Here is a 15,002-nt window from a genome sequence, read left to right as displayed (position 1 = left end):
TAATGATTTAGCGTGCTTTTTTATGGCTAAACTTTGAAGATTACATCTGCCGTTTCAGTAAATACTCACCCAATAGCGCACTGGCAATAATTGGTAATAGCACCATCAGTAGTGGCGAAAAGCCAGTAGCAAGCGAGACAAAACCAACCAAATCCTGCACGTAACTAAACAGCAAACCAAATAATAATGCCACGACAATTCGCAAGCCAAGACTATGCGTACGCAAGGAACCAAAAACGAATGAGCAGGCGACAATCACTAGCGATAAGATAGATAAGGGTGATAATAGCTTTTGCCAAAACGCCAGCTCATGACTTAAAGAGCGCTGACCTTGTTGACGCATAAACTGACGGTGCTCATATAGCTGAGTCAACGATAAATCCTCAGCTTGATGCGTGAGCAAATACACAGACTCAGGGGCAAAGGGTAAACTCAGTGTGTCGGTGGGCGATATGGCTTGGCTACTTTCAAAGCCTTGATTAATCATCAGCTTGGTCATATTGTTCAGCTGCCACTCATAACGATATTGCTCACTCGGTTTACTACTGACAGTATCAAGTGGTTCGCGCCCAATATATTGCCCACCTTCCGCATGGATGGCGGTTTGCAAACTACCATTATTATCCAAGTGCCAACGCTTTACCTGACCGATATTGCCTTTTACATCAGCATAATCGATATAGAGAATATCACTGCCATCAGGTTTTGTAGTGCCTCTTTTTGTATTCTCAAAGCGCGGCTGCACCGTCCAATAACCACGTACTGAAGTCACCAGCGAGCTGTTACCCTTACTATTAATCTCATTTGCCAATTGATTAGAATGTGGCAATACAAATTGATTGATTATCAGCGCCAATACCACAAAAATCAGAGCAGGTTGTAATACCCAACTGACGATGCGATAGACACTGATTCCAGCAGCGCGCATGACGACCAGCTCGCTGTTATTAGCCAGCAACCCCAAACCAATGACCGCGCCCAATAAGGCACCAGTCGGAATAAATTGCTCTAAAAAATAAGGCGAGCGATAAAAGATATATTTGATCGCCTCTCCCATCGTATAACTATCATCTAGCGAATCAAGTTCTGATAAATAAGAGAATACCAGCTGTAATGCCCACAATCCTATGACCGCTGCGATAATTGCCAGCAATGCATTGAGCTTTACGTAACGACTGAGCACTTTTAGATTGGTCGGTTTTGCAGCCAAATGATTAGTCGCTGGGGATTTTTCAAATAAGGAGCGCATTAAGACTGCCCTCCCTGTGAGCCATTGTTTTGGTGATCAGTCACTGTTAAAAGGTCAGTCTCTGGTTTGCGAAAGCGCAATCGATGCTGCACGCGGCTGCCCCAATTTATATAAAGTGCCAATGCCATAAATCCTAAAATCAGCCATGCATACGCCCAAACGCTTACACTTCCTTTGCCGACTGCATTTTTGAGTGAAATAATACCGAGCACGCAGCTGACAAACAATAAAATAGAGGGAAACAGGCGTAACCAGCGGCCTTGACGTGGACGGACTTGCGCCAGTGGCACTGCCAGCATCGGCGCGATAATCATCAGCCAAGGTAGCGATAAACGATAACCAAGTTCACCTTGCGCCGCACGCATGGCATTGTTGCTACCCACTTGCGCATTGCCCGTTGCAGCTTGCCATAACGGTCCAATCGCTTGGGTCTCGATATTGTCTTCAGTGATGACTTCTTTTGACGACTCCGTCAAGGTAATACGATAACGATCAAAGCCTACTTGATTGTATTTTAGACTACCCGCGCCGACTTCATAACGCCGACCTTGGAATAAATCCAATTGCGTCACGCCACTATTGCCCGTGTCTACTTGCTGAGCACGTTTGGCAAGCGTAATAGCATCTTTGCTAATATTGGTACTATTTGCAAGCGCATTTGGCAGCTCTGGAATATTGAGTTGCTCGGCTGTTTCGGGGTCTATATTATTTTCGACATCCATGGCACTATTTTTAGCAGTGTTAGTTTTAGCAGTATTATTTTTAACCGCACTGCCCTTTTTTTCAGGCTCAGACTGAATCAATATCACATCTTGCAATTGTTTTTTATCATCACTCAAACTGCCCACATACAGATGATAATTACCACTACTGATAAATTGATTGGGGCGAATCAAATCAAAGGCACTGGTTAAGGCTTGCTGCTGCCAAACATTCTCAGATGAACGCACACCCCATGGCTTACCAACGATGGATAATGCTGCCTCACCAACGAACAATGCCAATATTAATGGTGTCATCAAGCGCCCAAGCCGACCGCGTGAGATACCACTAGCATTGATAACTGCCATTTCTTGATCAACGTAAAGTCGACCGAATACCAGCATCAAGGCAATAAAAAATGCCAATGGCAGGATCAGTTCTAAAAAATACGGCAAATTATAACCAATGATGGTGAATAATAAGCTGATATCTAAATTACCTTCGGCTGCAATACCGAAATATCGGATCAAGCGACCGCCGAGCATCATCACCACTAAAAACCCCAAGACCAATGCGGTCGTTGAGGCAACTTGTTGGGTCATATAGCGGCGTAATATCACAGTAGGCACTCTTAGCGGTTGTAGTGGTTGGCGTTTGTGCGGTTTATCGCGTCTGTATTGGTAAGGGTAGTTAAGCTTGAATAGAGGCAATAGGTGTAACCGCTAATGCTAGCATATTTCTATAAAAAATAGCGGGAAAATGTATTTGAATACATTACCTAGCCGTTACTGATAAAGCAGTTATTGCTTGCTCATCAACAGGGTTAAATTGGGACGTAATTTAGCTATTTGAAACATAAGCGCACCATATAAGATACAAGTTCTCTAACTAAGACATCACGATTAAGTCTCTCATGCATGTTTTCTAACTGAATTTGTGTACTGTACGTATTACGTACTGAATACTTTCAGCGTTAGTTGTTAGTATTTAACGTCAGTTAGCACTCAAAATTATTTAAGATTTAGCATCTACACTCATGTCGTTTACTAATTAACGGAGCATAAAATGTCTATTCCCTCTACCTTACTCGGATTATCTGGTGGTCAATTTAATGAGATTGATTGGTCCAACTGCGCTATTGTTATGATTGATTTCCAAAATGAATATGTTGACGGCGCAATGCCGTTGGGTGATGCCGGAAATAAAGCCACTGCGAACGCGCGCCTGCTGCTCTATAAAGCTAGGAACAAAAACATCCCGATATTTCATGTCGCTCATCATGGTCAGGATAATGACAAGATTTTCAATCCGTTATCATCAAAGGTAGATATTATTGATAGCCTGCAGCCCCTTGATGATGAAAAAACCATTATCAAAATGCACCCTAACGCCTTTTATGATACCGAGCTCCAAGCGCTTATAACATCGGCCGGCAAGCAACAGATTATTTTTGCAGGCTTTATGAGCCATATGTGCGTCAGCTCAAGCGTCAGAGCGGCCTTTGATTTAGGTTTTGAGAGTTTTGTTTGCCATGATGCCTGCGCCACCCGCGATCTGCCTAGTGTTGCAGGACAAGTCATAACCGCTAGCACTGTGCACGATAGTGCAATGGCTGCACTTCAAGATAGATTTGCCGCTCTAGTAGCGACTGATAAGTTGACTAACAGCTAACGACAGACGCTAAAATAATGCAGGAAATAGGTTCAGAAACATTACCCAACCCTTGCTAACTGCGTACTGTGCGTCGATATGCTACACTACTACGCTTGCTCGATAGGTGTGCCTATTTAAGATTGGTAGCAGTTCAAATACAATATCGATTCAAATGCGTTGCCAGTTTAAATTTGATACCTTACTGTACTCACGACTGTACTCACGCTTTTAAAAAAATGCATTCATCTAATAAGGATAACAATATATGAATATTAAATTAACGCAAAGTTTACCAAAAACCCATACACAAAAAATTCTTAAAAAAGAAGCCAAAAGTAAAGACGCCGCCTGCCTTGTCGTCTTAATCGATGATAAAAAAAATATCTTAGCAGAGTCGGTATTGAGCGACTATCAAACCCGTATTGAGCAATTGATTGAAGTGTCGCACTTTAACGGTAAAGCTTGTGAAACGGTCGCGGACTACGCACTGGCTGGTGATAAAAAAACCACCAAAGAAAATCCAGTACAGCTATTATTGGTTGGTGTCGGGAGCCTTGATAAGCTTCGTCATAGCGTCTTACAAAAAATCGCCAATACCATTTATAAAAGCACGCAAAAGCGGGTCGACTCTATCACTGTGGCTTTAGGTGATACGTTAGAAGAAAATCAGTTTGGTCAATTTGCCCTGAATCTACTGGCAGCAAGCTATCGTTTTGACAAGTATAAATCTGAGCAGCAGACGCCTGTTTTAACAGATATCTACTTACTGGCAGATCCGTCTTTAGAAGATTCGTTAAACTTTGCACAAGCGGTCTTTGCTGGTCAAAGCTTGACCCGTGATGTCGCCAATGAGCCGGGTAATATCTGTTTCCCAGCGTATATGGCTGAGCAAGCACAGGAACTGGCAGCCACCTATCCTAACTTATTAAAAGTTACCGTCCTGGGTGAAAAAGAGATGTCAGCACTGGGTATGAACTGCTTCTTAGCGGTCGCGCAAGGCTCTACCAAAGAAGGCAAACTTGTACTAATGGAATATCGCGGTCAGTCTAATTTTAGCGCCACTGCCGATACTAGCAAAGCCACTACCAACAGCGCAAAAGTAGCTGGTGGTCTAAAAGCGTTGGCTGATAAACTACCTAGTAAGAAAGCCGCTAAAAAAGCTGACCAAAATAGCGAAGACAATGCCCATGCTGCAAACAATGATGCGCCTATCGTTCTTGTCGGTAAAGGCGTGACCTTCGATTCAGGTGGTATCTCAATCAAACCGGGTGCGGCAATGGATGAGATGAAATTTGATATGGGCGGTTCAGCTGCGGTACTCGGTACCATCAAAGCCTTGTGTGAAGCGCGTCTACCTATCAATGTCGTTGGTGCGCTAGCTTGTGCTGAAAACATGCCATCAGGGGATGCGACCCGTCCAGGCGATATCATCAGAGCAATGAATGGTAAGTCAGTTGAAATATTAAATACTGATGCCGAAGGTCGTTTAGTATTGTGCGATACCTTGTGCTACGTACAGCGCTATCAACCAAAAGCCATTATTGATGTGGCGACTTTGACCGGTGCCTGTGTGGTTGCATTGGGTCATGTACGCTCAGCAGTCTTTAGTAATGATGAAGATGTGTTGTTTGACTTAGAAAATGCCAGTCATTTATCGGGTGATCTTATCTGGCATATGCCAATGGATGATGAGTACCAAGCACAGCTTGACTCGCCTATCGCTGATATGCAAAACATCGGTGGTAAAGGTGCTGGTGCTGTGACTGCCGCATGTTTTTTATCGCGCTTCGTTGAAGAAGGTCAAGCATGGGCACATTTAGACATTGCTGGTACGGCATGGATTTCAGGTCAAGACAAAGCGGCAACCGGTCGTCCAGTGCCATTATTTATGCAATATCTAAAAAACAGCGCAAACATGGCATAATCTATTGATGCAAACCAATTAATGAAAATCAGTTTATGAAAATCAGTTTTTATGTTTTAAGTGAGAGTAAAGCTCAAGATTTCTTGGGCTTTATTTGTCAGCTGACCCAAACCGCGCTTAATAAAAGCACGCAATCACTGCTGATTCTTATTGAAGATGATGCCGCATTGCTGTCGGCGCTTAATGAGGCGTTATGGACGCAAGAGGCTACTAGCTTTATACCCCATCAATACCTTTTGGACGCTGATACCGATATTAATCATAAAACATTAGCACCCATCCTTCTTAGCAGTTATATGCCTGCTAACTTTAAAGGTATGGTTCTTAATACCACCATATATCCAGTGAACACCTTTATGGCAGCAACCAACAATGCGCAGCCTACTCGAGTACTTGAACTGATAAAACCTGATGCGACTAGTGTGCAAGAAGGTCGTCACAAATATAAAAGCTACCAACAACTAGGCTATGAGCTGACCCATTTCAACGTTTAATCCATTAAACCTCTTTATCTGTTACGATAAAATCATTCTGTTTGCCACATATAGTAAGCCCAGTATAAAAACGATACAGCGGGACTGGAATGAATTTTTTGCAGCCTCTGTCTGCGCAGGCACAGCACGCCAGAAAAATTTATACCAGTGCCGCGTCAAAACATGATGTATCTACTTTATTTGGAATCGACTATACAACGCTTTTTCTTTAGCCCTATCAACCCAGACAGATGAAGGTTAAAGGTAGGCGCTTATCCTAAAAAATGCTACCATCCTCCGATTATTTTTCTGTTTTCGCTATAAATATCTTATTTATTGACAAAATTGAGGGTGTATAGATGCGTTCATTGATTGCAATGTACCAGCGTATAGGACTAGTACCGCTTATTATTATCGGTTTGGTATTAGGAGTATTGATAGGTTGGTTGGCACCAAATATTGGTATTGCATTAGGATTATTGGGTACCTTATTTGTGGGGGCACTAAAAGCCGTCGCACCGATACTGGTATTTGTTTTGGTCATGGCAGCCATTAGCCAACATCGCAGCGGTAATGAAGTCTATGTCAAACCAGTGCTTATCATGTATATGTTTGGCACTTTCTTGGCAGCGTTGACAGCCGTAGGGGCAAGCTTCTTATTTCCAACAGAGTTGGTCTTGGTCAATGCCGTTATTGAGCCAGTACCACCAGCAAATTTAAAAGAAGTTTTGACCAACTTGCTGATGAATCTAGTTGCTAATCCTGTCAATGCCATCGCTGAAGCCAACTACATTGGTATTTTAGCATGGGCCATCATCATTGGTTTTTCCTTACGTCAAGCGAGCGACACTGCTCGTACCGTGGTTGGCGATTTTTCTGATGCCATCTCACAAGTGGTCAAATGGGTCATCGCCCTAGCCCCTTTTGGTATCTTGGGTTTGGTCGCAAATACGGTCGCTGAGACAGGCTTCGCCGCTTTGGCAGGTTATGCTCGTATCTTAATGGTATTGGTCGGTTGTATGCTGTTTATCGCTCTAGTCGTCAACCCACTTATCATTTTAGTTAAGACAGGAAAGAACCCTTATCCACTCGTATTCATATGCTTACGTGAGTCTGGTATCACCGCATTTTTTACCCGCAGTTCAGCGGCAAATATCCCCATCAATATGAACCTTGCGCGCAAACTAGGTCTGCATGAGGACACATATTCGGTGACTATTCCGCTAGGCGCAACCATCAATATGGCGGGCGCAGCAATCACCATTAACGTCTTAACGCTTGCTGCTGCCCATACGCTTGGTATTGAAGTGACATTTGCATCAGCGCTGCTGCTAAGTTTGGTTGCAACGATTAGTGCGTGCGGCGCATCCGGTGTCGCTGGTGGCTCATTGCTGCTGATTCCACTGGCAGCCAGTTTATTTAGTATCCCAAATGACATTGCCATGCAAGTGGTCGCCATTGGTTTTATTATCGGTGTGATACAAGACTCAGCAGAAACTGCTCTGAACTCATCAACAGACGTCTTATTTACCGCTGCTGCTGATCCAAAATATGCCCGTTAATTTGCTATAAAATCGTATTTTTAAACTTCGAAGGGCCCAATTGATGATTGGGCTCTTTTTTGTTTGCTACTCTCTGCTATTTATTTAACTACTTTAAATGCTCAATGTTTATTTCAATAACGGGCGCTTGCATATCCAATTGGCGTTTTAGTTGGCGCAGTTGCTCGACCTCAGCCAACAGCTCAAGTATCAAACCAATCGCTGGCACGCTGGCTTCAAAGTCGCGGCTTAGCCTTGAAGCACGGCGCACAGTCGTCAGCTGATAGCCGGTAAACTGTTCGCGCTCTGGTACGTCATATTCGATGATATTCTCTTCAATCAGTTCGATCACCCACTGGCGCTCTTGACCACAGGCAGATATTAGCTCATCTAAGCTCATGATAATGTCATTAAATTCAGGCGAGTGTTTCATAGCGATTATCCTCGTTTTTCTTTATTTTATCGTTATCGTCTACATCTCTATTAGGGTATTAAACGGCTTTCATGAATCTCGTTGTTTATCGCTCAATAGTGGTGTCAGCAAAGGCTTGTTTTAGTGCTTCATAAGCGTTGGTTGCCGCTTCACTATTGATATGTGGATTGACAATATTTAAGGTTAAGTATAAATCGCCCGCTTGTTTGGCAGGAATACCTTTACCTTTTAGGCGCAAGTTGCTACCTGATTTACTGTTCTTGGGAATCGTCACACCAAGTGTACCTGCTGGCGTGCTAACATTAATTTTTTCACCCAGTGCCGCCTCCCATGGGGCGATATTCACAGTTTGATAAACGTCAGCGCCTTCGATACGAATATTAGCCGCATGACTGAGTTTAACTTTTAGAAATAAATCGCCGTTTTTGCCGCTACCGCTGCCCGCCGCTCCTTGTCCAGCCAATCTAATTTGCTTACCATCAGTAATGCCCTTAGGGATTTTGATTTTAAGGGTCTTATTATCGTAGTCCACACTGCCATTTGGCTGACGAATTGGAACATTTAACTTAATACTGTAGTCATCACCGTTATAGACCGAAGCCAAATCAACGGTAATCTCAGCATGTTGGTCTTGACCTTTGCTATCTTGGCTACCAAAGCCGCCATATTGCGACTGACCGCCCGCCTGTCCATTAGTTTGTCCGCGTGCACCGCGCCCAAATGCCGAAAAAATATCATCAAATCGAAACCCCCCGTCGCCATAGGCTTCACCATCACCAAACTGATCTTTGATATCCTCCCAGCGTTGACCACCTTGACCGGCTCCGCCCGCCTGTCCACCGAAGCCACCACCACCTTGACCGGCAAATGGATTGTTTAGCATGGCATCATATTCAGCGCGCTTGTCTTTGTCTCTAATGGTTTCATAAGCATTATTAATCTCGGCAATCTTATTATCAGCGTCTGGAGCATCGCTAACATCCGGATGATATTGACGGACGAGCTTACGGTATCTTTTTTTAATATCAGCATCTGAGGCATCTTTTTTGACCCCTAAAATGTCATAGTAGTTTTTTTCTGCCATGTTGTTGTTCCTCAAAATAAGACCTATTAATAATAATGAAATGCCAATTGTAAACGCTAGTAATCGAAATTAGGTTGGTGATATAACAGATTGTGACCCTAGTCTACTTACAATGATAGCGCTAAAAAAACCAAATACCGTTATAGAAATATTACCAATATAGGGGATTCAACTTAAAAACGATACCATGCGCTTGCTATAAATTATTATCGTCTTTACTAGGCAGATAGTAGTATGCAAGGGATATTTATCTCTGAAACATACTGTTTAATACGAAGAATTTTTACTTTCAACTGATTTTATAGCGAGAGAATCGACCCATAAATTGTTTATATTGATAGTAATCTAAATATAGCAAAATAAGAATACATTCGATAACTTACTGTTAAAAAAGAATTTTTGACCTTAGAAGTTTTTTTACAGAGCTGTAAGAATGGGAAAAGTTATTTCTTGTATGATGTTTTCTATTATTTGTACTCATAGGGAGTATGCATAACATAGGCAAGAGTATCTGTCTATTTCTTCAATAGCGAAAAGGTTTTAAATGTCTTATTTAATCAAGTCTTTAGTCATCACTTTATCAATACTATTGAGCGCCACTGCTTTTGCCCATAACACTAACACTAGCTACTACGGTAGTAAGTTCCACGGTAAACGCACTGCAAGTGGTAGTATCTTCAATATGAACTCCCTGACAGCCGCACATAGAACGCTGCCGTTTGGTACGAAGGTACAAGTGACCAACAAAAAGACAAAGCAGAGCGTGATTGTAAAAATTACAGATAGAGGCCCTTTTATACGAGGTCGCATTCTTGATTTATCGAAAGCTGCTGCTGGTCAAATAAACTGTCAGCTTTGTACTACTACGATGGAAATCCTATCTTATGGTGATGGTCGATATCGTAGAGAATAAGGCAATAAAGTAAAAAAAAGGGAAGGCGTAAGCCTTCCTTTTTTTAATGACTGAGTTTTATCGCTTAGTTTTAATTAAAAACCAAGTGTTAATCGCCTTCTAGTGTTAGCCGATACTGGCTTCCATTTCTTCCAAGGTTGTCATTGCCAGTAGCAACTTTTCTTCATGTTGACTATGTTGCTGCTGTAGCATGGTTTGCTCGTTCAACAATGTCATCAAATCAGCCTTACGGCTTTCTTCATAAAGATCAGTATTCGCCAGTTTTTCTTCTAAAACCAGCAGCTTTTCATCAATGGTCGCTAAGGTCTTTTCTGTAGTTTCGATATCACGGCGGATAGGCGCGGTTAATTTGCGTTGTTCAGCCGCCAGCTTGCGCTGCGCATCTTTACTAAGCGCAGGTTGAGACTCGCTGTTGCCCACTTGCTTGCCTGCTTGGCTGCCTGCTGAATTGGCATTTGTTTCACGTGAAACAAACTTCTTACTCTCTTTTTTACTTTTTTTCTTACTGGTATTTTTATCTTGCGAGTTTTCTTGTTTACGCTTTTCGGCAAGCCATTTACCGTAGTCGCTGATATCACCATCGAACTCATCGATTTGGCCATCATGTACCAAAAATAGCTCATCACAGACGTTGGCAATCAGCTCACGGTCATGCGATACCAGTACCACTGCCCCTTCAAAGCCTTGCAAAGCAATCGTCAACGCTTGACGCATTTGTAAGTCTAAATGGTTGGTTGGCTCATCGAGTACCAGCACATTCGGACGTTGCCAAACAATCAAAGCTAACGTTAAGCGCGCACGCTCGCCACCAGAGAATAGCTCACTGATGGTATCGATACGGTCGCCACGGAAATCAAAGCTACCTAAAAACGAACGTAGCATCGCATCAGAAGTTTTGCCTGCTAAGCGGCGTAACATCTCTATCGGGGTTGCCTTAGGATCAAGGATATCCATTTGATGCTGGTTGAAATAGCCTAGCTTTAGCGTATCTGAGACATTATAGCTGCCTGTTAATACACCAAGCTCACCGACCAATGCTTTAATCAAGGTCGATTTACCTGCGCCATTCATCCCTAGCAGCCCGATACGAGTATCAGGGGTGACTTGCACATTGGCATTATAAAGTAGCGGTGTGTCGCTATAGCCAATATCTGCATCGGTCAACTCAATCAACGGCGAGCTCATGTTAGCTGGCTCATAAAAGCGGAACGAAAACGGATTGTCTGCCATCATCGGTGACAGCTCAGCCATACGCTCAAGCTGCTTGATACGGCTCTGCGCTTGCTTTGCCTTACTGGCCTTTGCGCGGAAACGCCGAATAAAGTCATCCAAATGTGCTTTGGTCGCTTCTTGCTTCTCAAAAGCTTGCTGCTGCTGTGCCATACGCTCGTGACGCGTGCGAATAAACTGCTGATAGTTACCGGTATACAGAGTGATTTTTTGCTGCTCAACGTGCAAGATATGACCAACCGTATTGTCCAAGAACGTTTGGTCATGCGAGATAACGATAACTAGACCGGTAAAAGCATTAATCCACGTCTCAAGCCACAAGATAGCATCCAAATCCAAATGGTTGGTTGGCTCATCAAGTAGCATCAAATCTGCACGGCTCATCAAGGTTTTAGCAAGGTTTAAGCGCATGCGCCAGCCACCCGAAAACCCTTCTACTGGCAGCTCATGTTGGTTGGTATTAAAACCTAAACCCGCCATGATTTGTGCGGCTTTGGTCGGTGTACGATAACCATCAATTTCATCAAACTGCTGATGCAATACCCCAATCTGCTCATCGCTGACGCTGCTTAGGTCATTCAAAGTGGCGTTAATCTCGTACCATTGCTCATCACCGCTCAGCACATAATCAATCGCCGTCTGTGTGGTCGCGCCAACTTCCTGCGCCATATGCGCCACATGCCAACTATCAGGGATACTCACTTCACCTTTATCAAGCGTCACTTCGGTGTCACCGGTACCCATTCGTGTCAATAATAAGGCAAATAAGGTCGATTTTCCGGTCCCGTTATTGCCCGTTAAGCCAACTTTGTGGCCCGGATGTAGCTGGAAGCTTGCCCCTGCAAACAACTCACGACCATCACGGCGAACACCAACGTCTTTAAATTCGATCATATAATTTCTTCATCTCAGCGGTAATATAAAACTTAAGGCAATAGGAAAAACACTTATCTGGCGTGTTTACTGGCGGCTATTATTTCAAACGCCTAACCGATAGGCAAACAATTAAATAAGTATTTTAAATTCAAACCTTTATACTGCTAATAACTCCCTTGTATTAACAAACAACAAAGGGCATATATAAGTACGTTATAATAGTAAATGCGGCTATCGCCCTTGACAACTTAATCGTTAGCCCAACTATGTTATACTAGAAAAACACTATTGACATCAGGCAGTTAAGTGCTGATATTATCAGTTTAGGACTACTTGCTATGCCGCCTACACCACAGTTGTGACCCAAAACCACCGCCTACTTTGCATAAATAATAGTGCAGTTGCCTGTGGGTTATGAGCAGCAGCCATTAAAAGCTACTAGCAGTTCATCCTAGCCTGTATCAATAGACGACCTCGCATACGTAAAAAATAATAACATCTGATTTTAGCAATTGAGGTAGATATGAACCAACCAGCCAACCAATTTAATCCAAGCTCAAGCCAACCTGTCGATCCAACCGTTTTGAACCTGACTGACAGTGCGGCACAAAAAGTACGTCGCCTGCGTGAAGAAGAAGGCGATAGCAACCTTATGCTCCGCGTCTATGTCACTGGCGGCGGCTGTTCAGGCTTTTCTTATGGCTTTAACTTCGCCAATGAGCTCAATGAAGATGATGCCAACTTCGATAATAACGATGTGACTTTGGTCGTTGACTCATTAAGCTATCAATATCTACAAGGCTCTACCGTTGATTATACCGAAGGCTTAGAGGGTGCACGCTTTATTGTGACCAACCCTAATGCCACGACCACGTGTGGCTGCGGCTCGTCATTCTCGATCTAAATACTCGCTTTGGTATCGCTCAATATCCAATGATTATGCAAAAAGATTGTTTTGCTATAGCACTTATCCGATTGGTAGGTGCTTTTTATTTCAAATATTTCTGTAAAAACCTGGTGCATTGGCTATTGATAAAATAGAGTTGTCCTCCATAAAAGTTTCCAAGAGAATAAGCATAAATGAGCAATAAAAATCACGTGTATCTTAGAGTTTTACTGTGGTTTTATGGCTATATTTTCTGCCAAACAGGGTAGAACTTACCGCAAGTGAAGCTTACTGTATTTGTAATCGCACGTGGTTTTTACAGTGCCTTTGGGCTAAACTGACGGCACTATGTCCTCTTTTTCGATTAGCCATTTATGGTCTTTTAATCCATTATAACCAATAACAACAGATGATCCTTATGAGTAATTTTGCGAGTAGCTTTGTCGATTTTGATATTCCAAACTGGTTTGCCAGCGAGCATTTAGCAGGCATGCTACGTGGTATCGAAAAAGAAGGATTGCGCGTTAAACCTGATGGTTATTTGGCACAAACGCCACATCCTGCCAAACTTGGCTCAAAACTCACGCATCCTTATATCACAACCGACTATTCAGAAAGCTTACTTGAGCTGATTACCGATCCCAAGTCCTCGCCAAAAGAGACGCTGACCATGCTGCGTCAACTGCATCTGCTGGTATATCAAGGTATGCCTGAAGATGAGCTGATGTGGCCGCTATCTATGCCTTGTATGCTGTCTTCTAATGATGAAGATATTCCGTTGGCAGATTATGGCAGCTCTAATACCGGTAAGCTGAAAACTTTGTACCGTAGTGGGCTTGGGGTTCGTTATGGTCGCCGAATGCAGACGATTGCAGGCTTACATTATAATTTATCATTTGGTGATAACTTATTTACCGCATGGCAAGCGCAAACGCCTACAGCACAAGCTATGACGTTAACAGAGTTTAAAAATGATAAGTATTTAGGTCTGATTCGTAATTTTAAGCGCCTGACCAGTTTGGTGTTGTATCTATTGGGCGCAAGTCCAAGTGTCTGCCCTTGCTTTGTTTCAGGGATTGAGCACGACCTTGAGCTGTTCAATAACTCAACCTATTACAAACCGACTGCCACTAGTCTGCGTATGGGCAAACTTGGTTATACCAATAGTGTTCAAGAGCACCTTGATATCCGCTACAACAATTTGCCAGAGTATATCAAAGGGCTGCGCCGTGCGATTCAAACCCCGCATGAAAGCTTTGAAAAATTGGGCTTAGATGATGAGAATGGCAATCCTATTCAAATCAACAATCATATTCTACAAATAGAAAACGAGTATTACAGTCCTATTCGCCCTAAGCAAATAGCGATGAGTGGTGAAAGTCCGACCGAAGCGCTTGAGCGTCGTGGTATTGCTTATGTTGAGTTTCGTGCGATTGATTTAGACCCTTATAGCGATATTGGCATTCGCCTATCTAGTGCCTGCTTTTTAGAAGTAATGGCACTATATTGCCTACTGAGTGATTCCCCTGAATTGATGCCTGAAGAAGAGGAAGCGCTGGCTATCAATATTGAGCGCGTCGTCAATGAAGGCCGCCGTGAAAATCTACAAATCCTTAATAATGGTGTCGAGCAATCATTAGAGAGCTGGATGCTGATGCATTTGAATCGTATGCAGCCGCTAGCAGCATTGCTTGATGCCCATTATGGCGGCAATGATTATCGTGCGGCAGTTGCCTTAATGCAAGGCAAGGCTGGTCACTCTGAATCGACTATTTCAGCGCAAGTCAACTCTGATAGTAAGCGTTTGGGCAGTTTATGGCAGTTGGGCTTTACTTTGGCTCAGCAGCATCGTGAGTCATTATTACAACAAACCCTCAGTCCAAATACGCAAGCCAAATATGAAGTGCTCGCTGAGAAATCCATCTTACAACAAGCGGAGATGGAAGAAGCTGAAACAGAAGACTTTATGAATTTCTTACAGCAATATCGCTAATTTTTCATACCTTTCTGTCATTCATTAACGAGCACATTACAAGAG

General features: G+C 43.1%; 12 protein-coding genes. 7 read left to right on the top strand and 5 right to left on the bottom strand.

Features of this window, described 5'->3' with window-relative positions; all coding sequences use genetic code 11:
* Nucleotides 1–40 precede the first annotated feature (40 nt).
* Nucleotides 41–1,249 (bottom strand): LPS export ABC transporter permease LptG, encoded by a 1,209-nt coding sequence (gene lptG / locus PSYC_RS00240; RefSeq protein ID WP_011279359.1) that lies wholly within the window; start codon nt 1,247–1,249, stop codon nt 41–43.
* Nucleotides 1,249–2,553, bottom strand: coding sequence for an LPS export ABC transporter permease LptF (gene lptF / locus PSYC_RS00235; protein ID WP_041757818.1), 1,305 nt, complete (start codon nt 2,551–2,553; stop codon nt 1,249–1,251). The genes lptG and lptF overlap by 1 nt, the downstream gene beginning before the upstream one ends.
* A gap of 463 nt (nt 2,554–3,016) precedes the next feature.
* Between lptF and PSYC_RS00230 the strand changes: the two genes are divergently transcribed.
* From PSYC_RS00230 to sstT, 4 genes are all read left to right on the top strand, one after another.
* Nucleotides 3,017–3,622 (top strand): cysteine hydrolase family protein, encoded by a 606-nt coding sequence (locus PSYC_RS00230; RefSeq protein WP_011279357.1) that lies wholly within the window; start codon nt 3,017–3,019, stop codon nt 3,620–3,622.
* Nucleotides 3,623–3,869: 247 nt separating this feature from the next.
* Nucleotides 3,870–5,528 carry a leucyl aminopeptidase gene (locus PSYC_RS00225; protein ID WP_011279356.1) on the top strand — a complete coding sequence of 553 codons (1,659 nt, stop codon included), beginning with the start codon at nt 3,870–3,872 and terminating at the stop codon, nt 5,526–5,528.
* Between the two features lie 35 nt (nt 5,529–5,563).
* Nucleotides 5,564–6,022 (top strand): DNA polymerase III subunit chi, encoded by a 459-nt coding sequence (locus PSYC_RS00220; RefSeq protein WP_011279355.1) that lies wholly within the window; start codon nt 5,564–5,566, stop codon nt 6,020–6,022.
* Nucleotides 6,023–6,360: 338 nt separating this feature from the next.
* Nucleotides 6,361–7,563 (top strand): serine/threonine transporter SstT, encoded by a 1,203-nt coding sequence (gene sstT, locus PSYC_RS00215; protein ID WP_011279354.1) that lies wholly within the window; start codon nt 6,361–6,363, stop codon nt 7,561–7,563.
* Between the two features lie 88 nt (nt 7,564–7,651).
* On the opposite strand, the gene PSYC_RS00210 is transcribed toward sstT, so the two are convergent.
* Both PSYC_RS00210 and PSYC_RS00205 read right to left on the bottom strand, forming a co-directional pair.
* Nucleotides 7,652–7,975 (bottom strand): chaperone modulator CbpM, encoded by a 324-nt coding sequence (locus PSYC_RS00210; protein WP_011279353.1) that lies wholly within the window; start codon nt 7,973–7,975, stop codon nt 7,652–7,654.
* Nucleotides 7,976–8,060: 85 nt separating this feature from the next.
* Nucleotides 8,061–9,059 (bottom strand): DnaJ C-terminal domain-containing protein, encoded by a 999-nt coding sequence (locus tag PSYC_RS00205; protein ID WP_011279352.1) that lies wholly within the window; start codon nt 9,057–9,059, stop codon nt 8,061–8,063.
* 544 nt (nt 9,060–9,603) lie between these two features.
* Here PSYC_RS00205 and PSYC_RS00200 point away from each other — a divergent pair.
* Nucleotides 9,604–9,972, top strand: a complete 369-nt coding sequence (locus PSYC_RS00200) for a septal ring lytic transglycosylase RlpA family protein (protein ID WP_011279351.1) — start codon at nt 9,604–9,606, stop codon at nt 9,970–9,972.
* A 105-nt stretch (nt 9,973–10,077) separates the two neighbouring features.
* Here the strand turns inward: PSYC_RS00200 and PSYC_RS00195 are convergent, their stop codons facing one another.
* Nucleotides 10,078–12,096, bottom strand: a complete 2,019-nt coding sequence (locus tag PSYC_RS00195) for an ATP-binding cassette domain-containing protein (protein WP_011279350.1) — start codon at nt 12,094–12,096, stop codon at nt 10,078–10,080.
* Between the two features lie 505 nt (nt 12,097–12,601).
* On the opposite strand from PSYC_RS00195, the gene erpA reads away from it, so the two are divergent.
* Together erpA and gshA are read left to right on the top strand one after the other, a co-directional pair.
* Complete coding sequence (gene erpA / locus PSYC_RS00190) at nt 12,602–12,982, top strand: iron-sulfur cluster insertion protein ErpA (RefSeq protein WP_011279349.1); 381 nt, start codon at nt 12,602–12,604, stop codon at nt 12,980–12,982.
* Nucleotides 12,983–13,373: 391 nt separating this feature from the next.
* Nucleotides 13,374–14,957 (top strand): glutamate--cysteine ligase, encoded by a 1,584-nt coding sequence (gene gshA / locus PSYC_RS00185; protein ID WP_011279348.1) that lies wholly within the window; start codon nt 13,374–13,376, stop codon nt 14,955–14,957.
* Nucleotides 14,958–15,002: the final 45 nt, after the last annotated feature.

The organism is Psychrobacter arcticus 273-4, from assembly GCF_000012305.1.
GTDB classification, from domain to species: Bacteria; Pseudomonadota; Gammaproteobacteria; order Pseudomonadales; family Moraxellaceae; genus Psychrobacter; species Psychrobacter arcticus.
The sequence above is the reverse complement of the archived record's forward strand: the minus strand, read 5'-3'. Positions and strand labels throughout refer to the sequence as shown.

What these genes read in the sequence shown, in the direction of transcription:
- PSYC_RS00210 (WP_011279353.1), bottom strand. Translation starts at nt 7,975, where the DNA reads ATGAAACACTCGCCTGAATTTAATGACATTATCATGAGCTTAGATGAG.
- PSYC_RS00225 (WP_011279356.1), top strand. Translation starts at nt 3,870, where the DNA reads ATGAATATTAAATTAACGCAAAGTTTACCAAAAACCCATACACAAAAA.
- PSYC_RS00230 (WP_011279357.1), top strand. Translation starts at nt 3,017, where the DNA reads ATGTCTATTCCCTCTACCTTACTCGGATTATCTGGTGGTCAATTTAAT.
- PSYC_RS00195 (WP_011279350.1), bottom strand. Translation starts at nt 12,096, where the DNA reads ATGATCGAATTTAAAGACGTTGGTGTTCGCCGTGATGGTCGTGAGTTG.
- lptG (WP_011279359.1), bottom strand. Translation starts at nt 1,249, where the DNA reads ATGCGCTCCTTATTTGAAAAATCCCCAGCGACTAATCATTTGGCTGCA.
- PSYC_RS00205 (WP_011279352.1), bottom strand. Translation starts at nt 9,059, where the DNA reads ATGGCAGAAAAAAACTACTATGACATTTTAGGGGTCAAAAAAGATGCC.
- gshA (WP_011279348.1), top strand. Translation starts at nt 13,374, where the DNA reads ATGATCCTTATGAGTAATTTTGCGAGTAGCTTTGTCGATTTTGATATT.
- erpA (WP_011279349.1), top strand. Translation starts at nt 12,602, where the DNA reads ATGAACCAACCAGCCAACCAATTTAATCCAAGCTCAAGCCAACCTGTC.
- lptF (WP_041757818.1), bottom strand. Translation starts at nt 2,553, where the DNA reads ATGACCCAACAAGTTGCCTCAACGACCGCATTGGTCTTGGGGTTTTTA.
- PSYC_RS00220 (WP_011279355.1), top strand. Translation starts at nt 5,564, where the DNA reads ATGAAAATCAGTTTTTATGTTTTAAGTGAGAGTAAAGCTCAAGATTTC.
- sstT (WP_011279354.1), top strand. Translation starts at nt 6,361, where the DNA reads ATGCGTTCATTGATTGCAATGTACCAGCGTATAGGACTAGTACCGCTT.
- PSYC_RS00200 (WP_011279351.1), top strand. Translation starts at nt 9,604, where the DNA reads ATGTCTTATTTAATCAAGTCTTTAGTCATCACTTTATCAATACTATTG.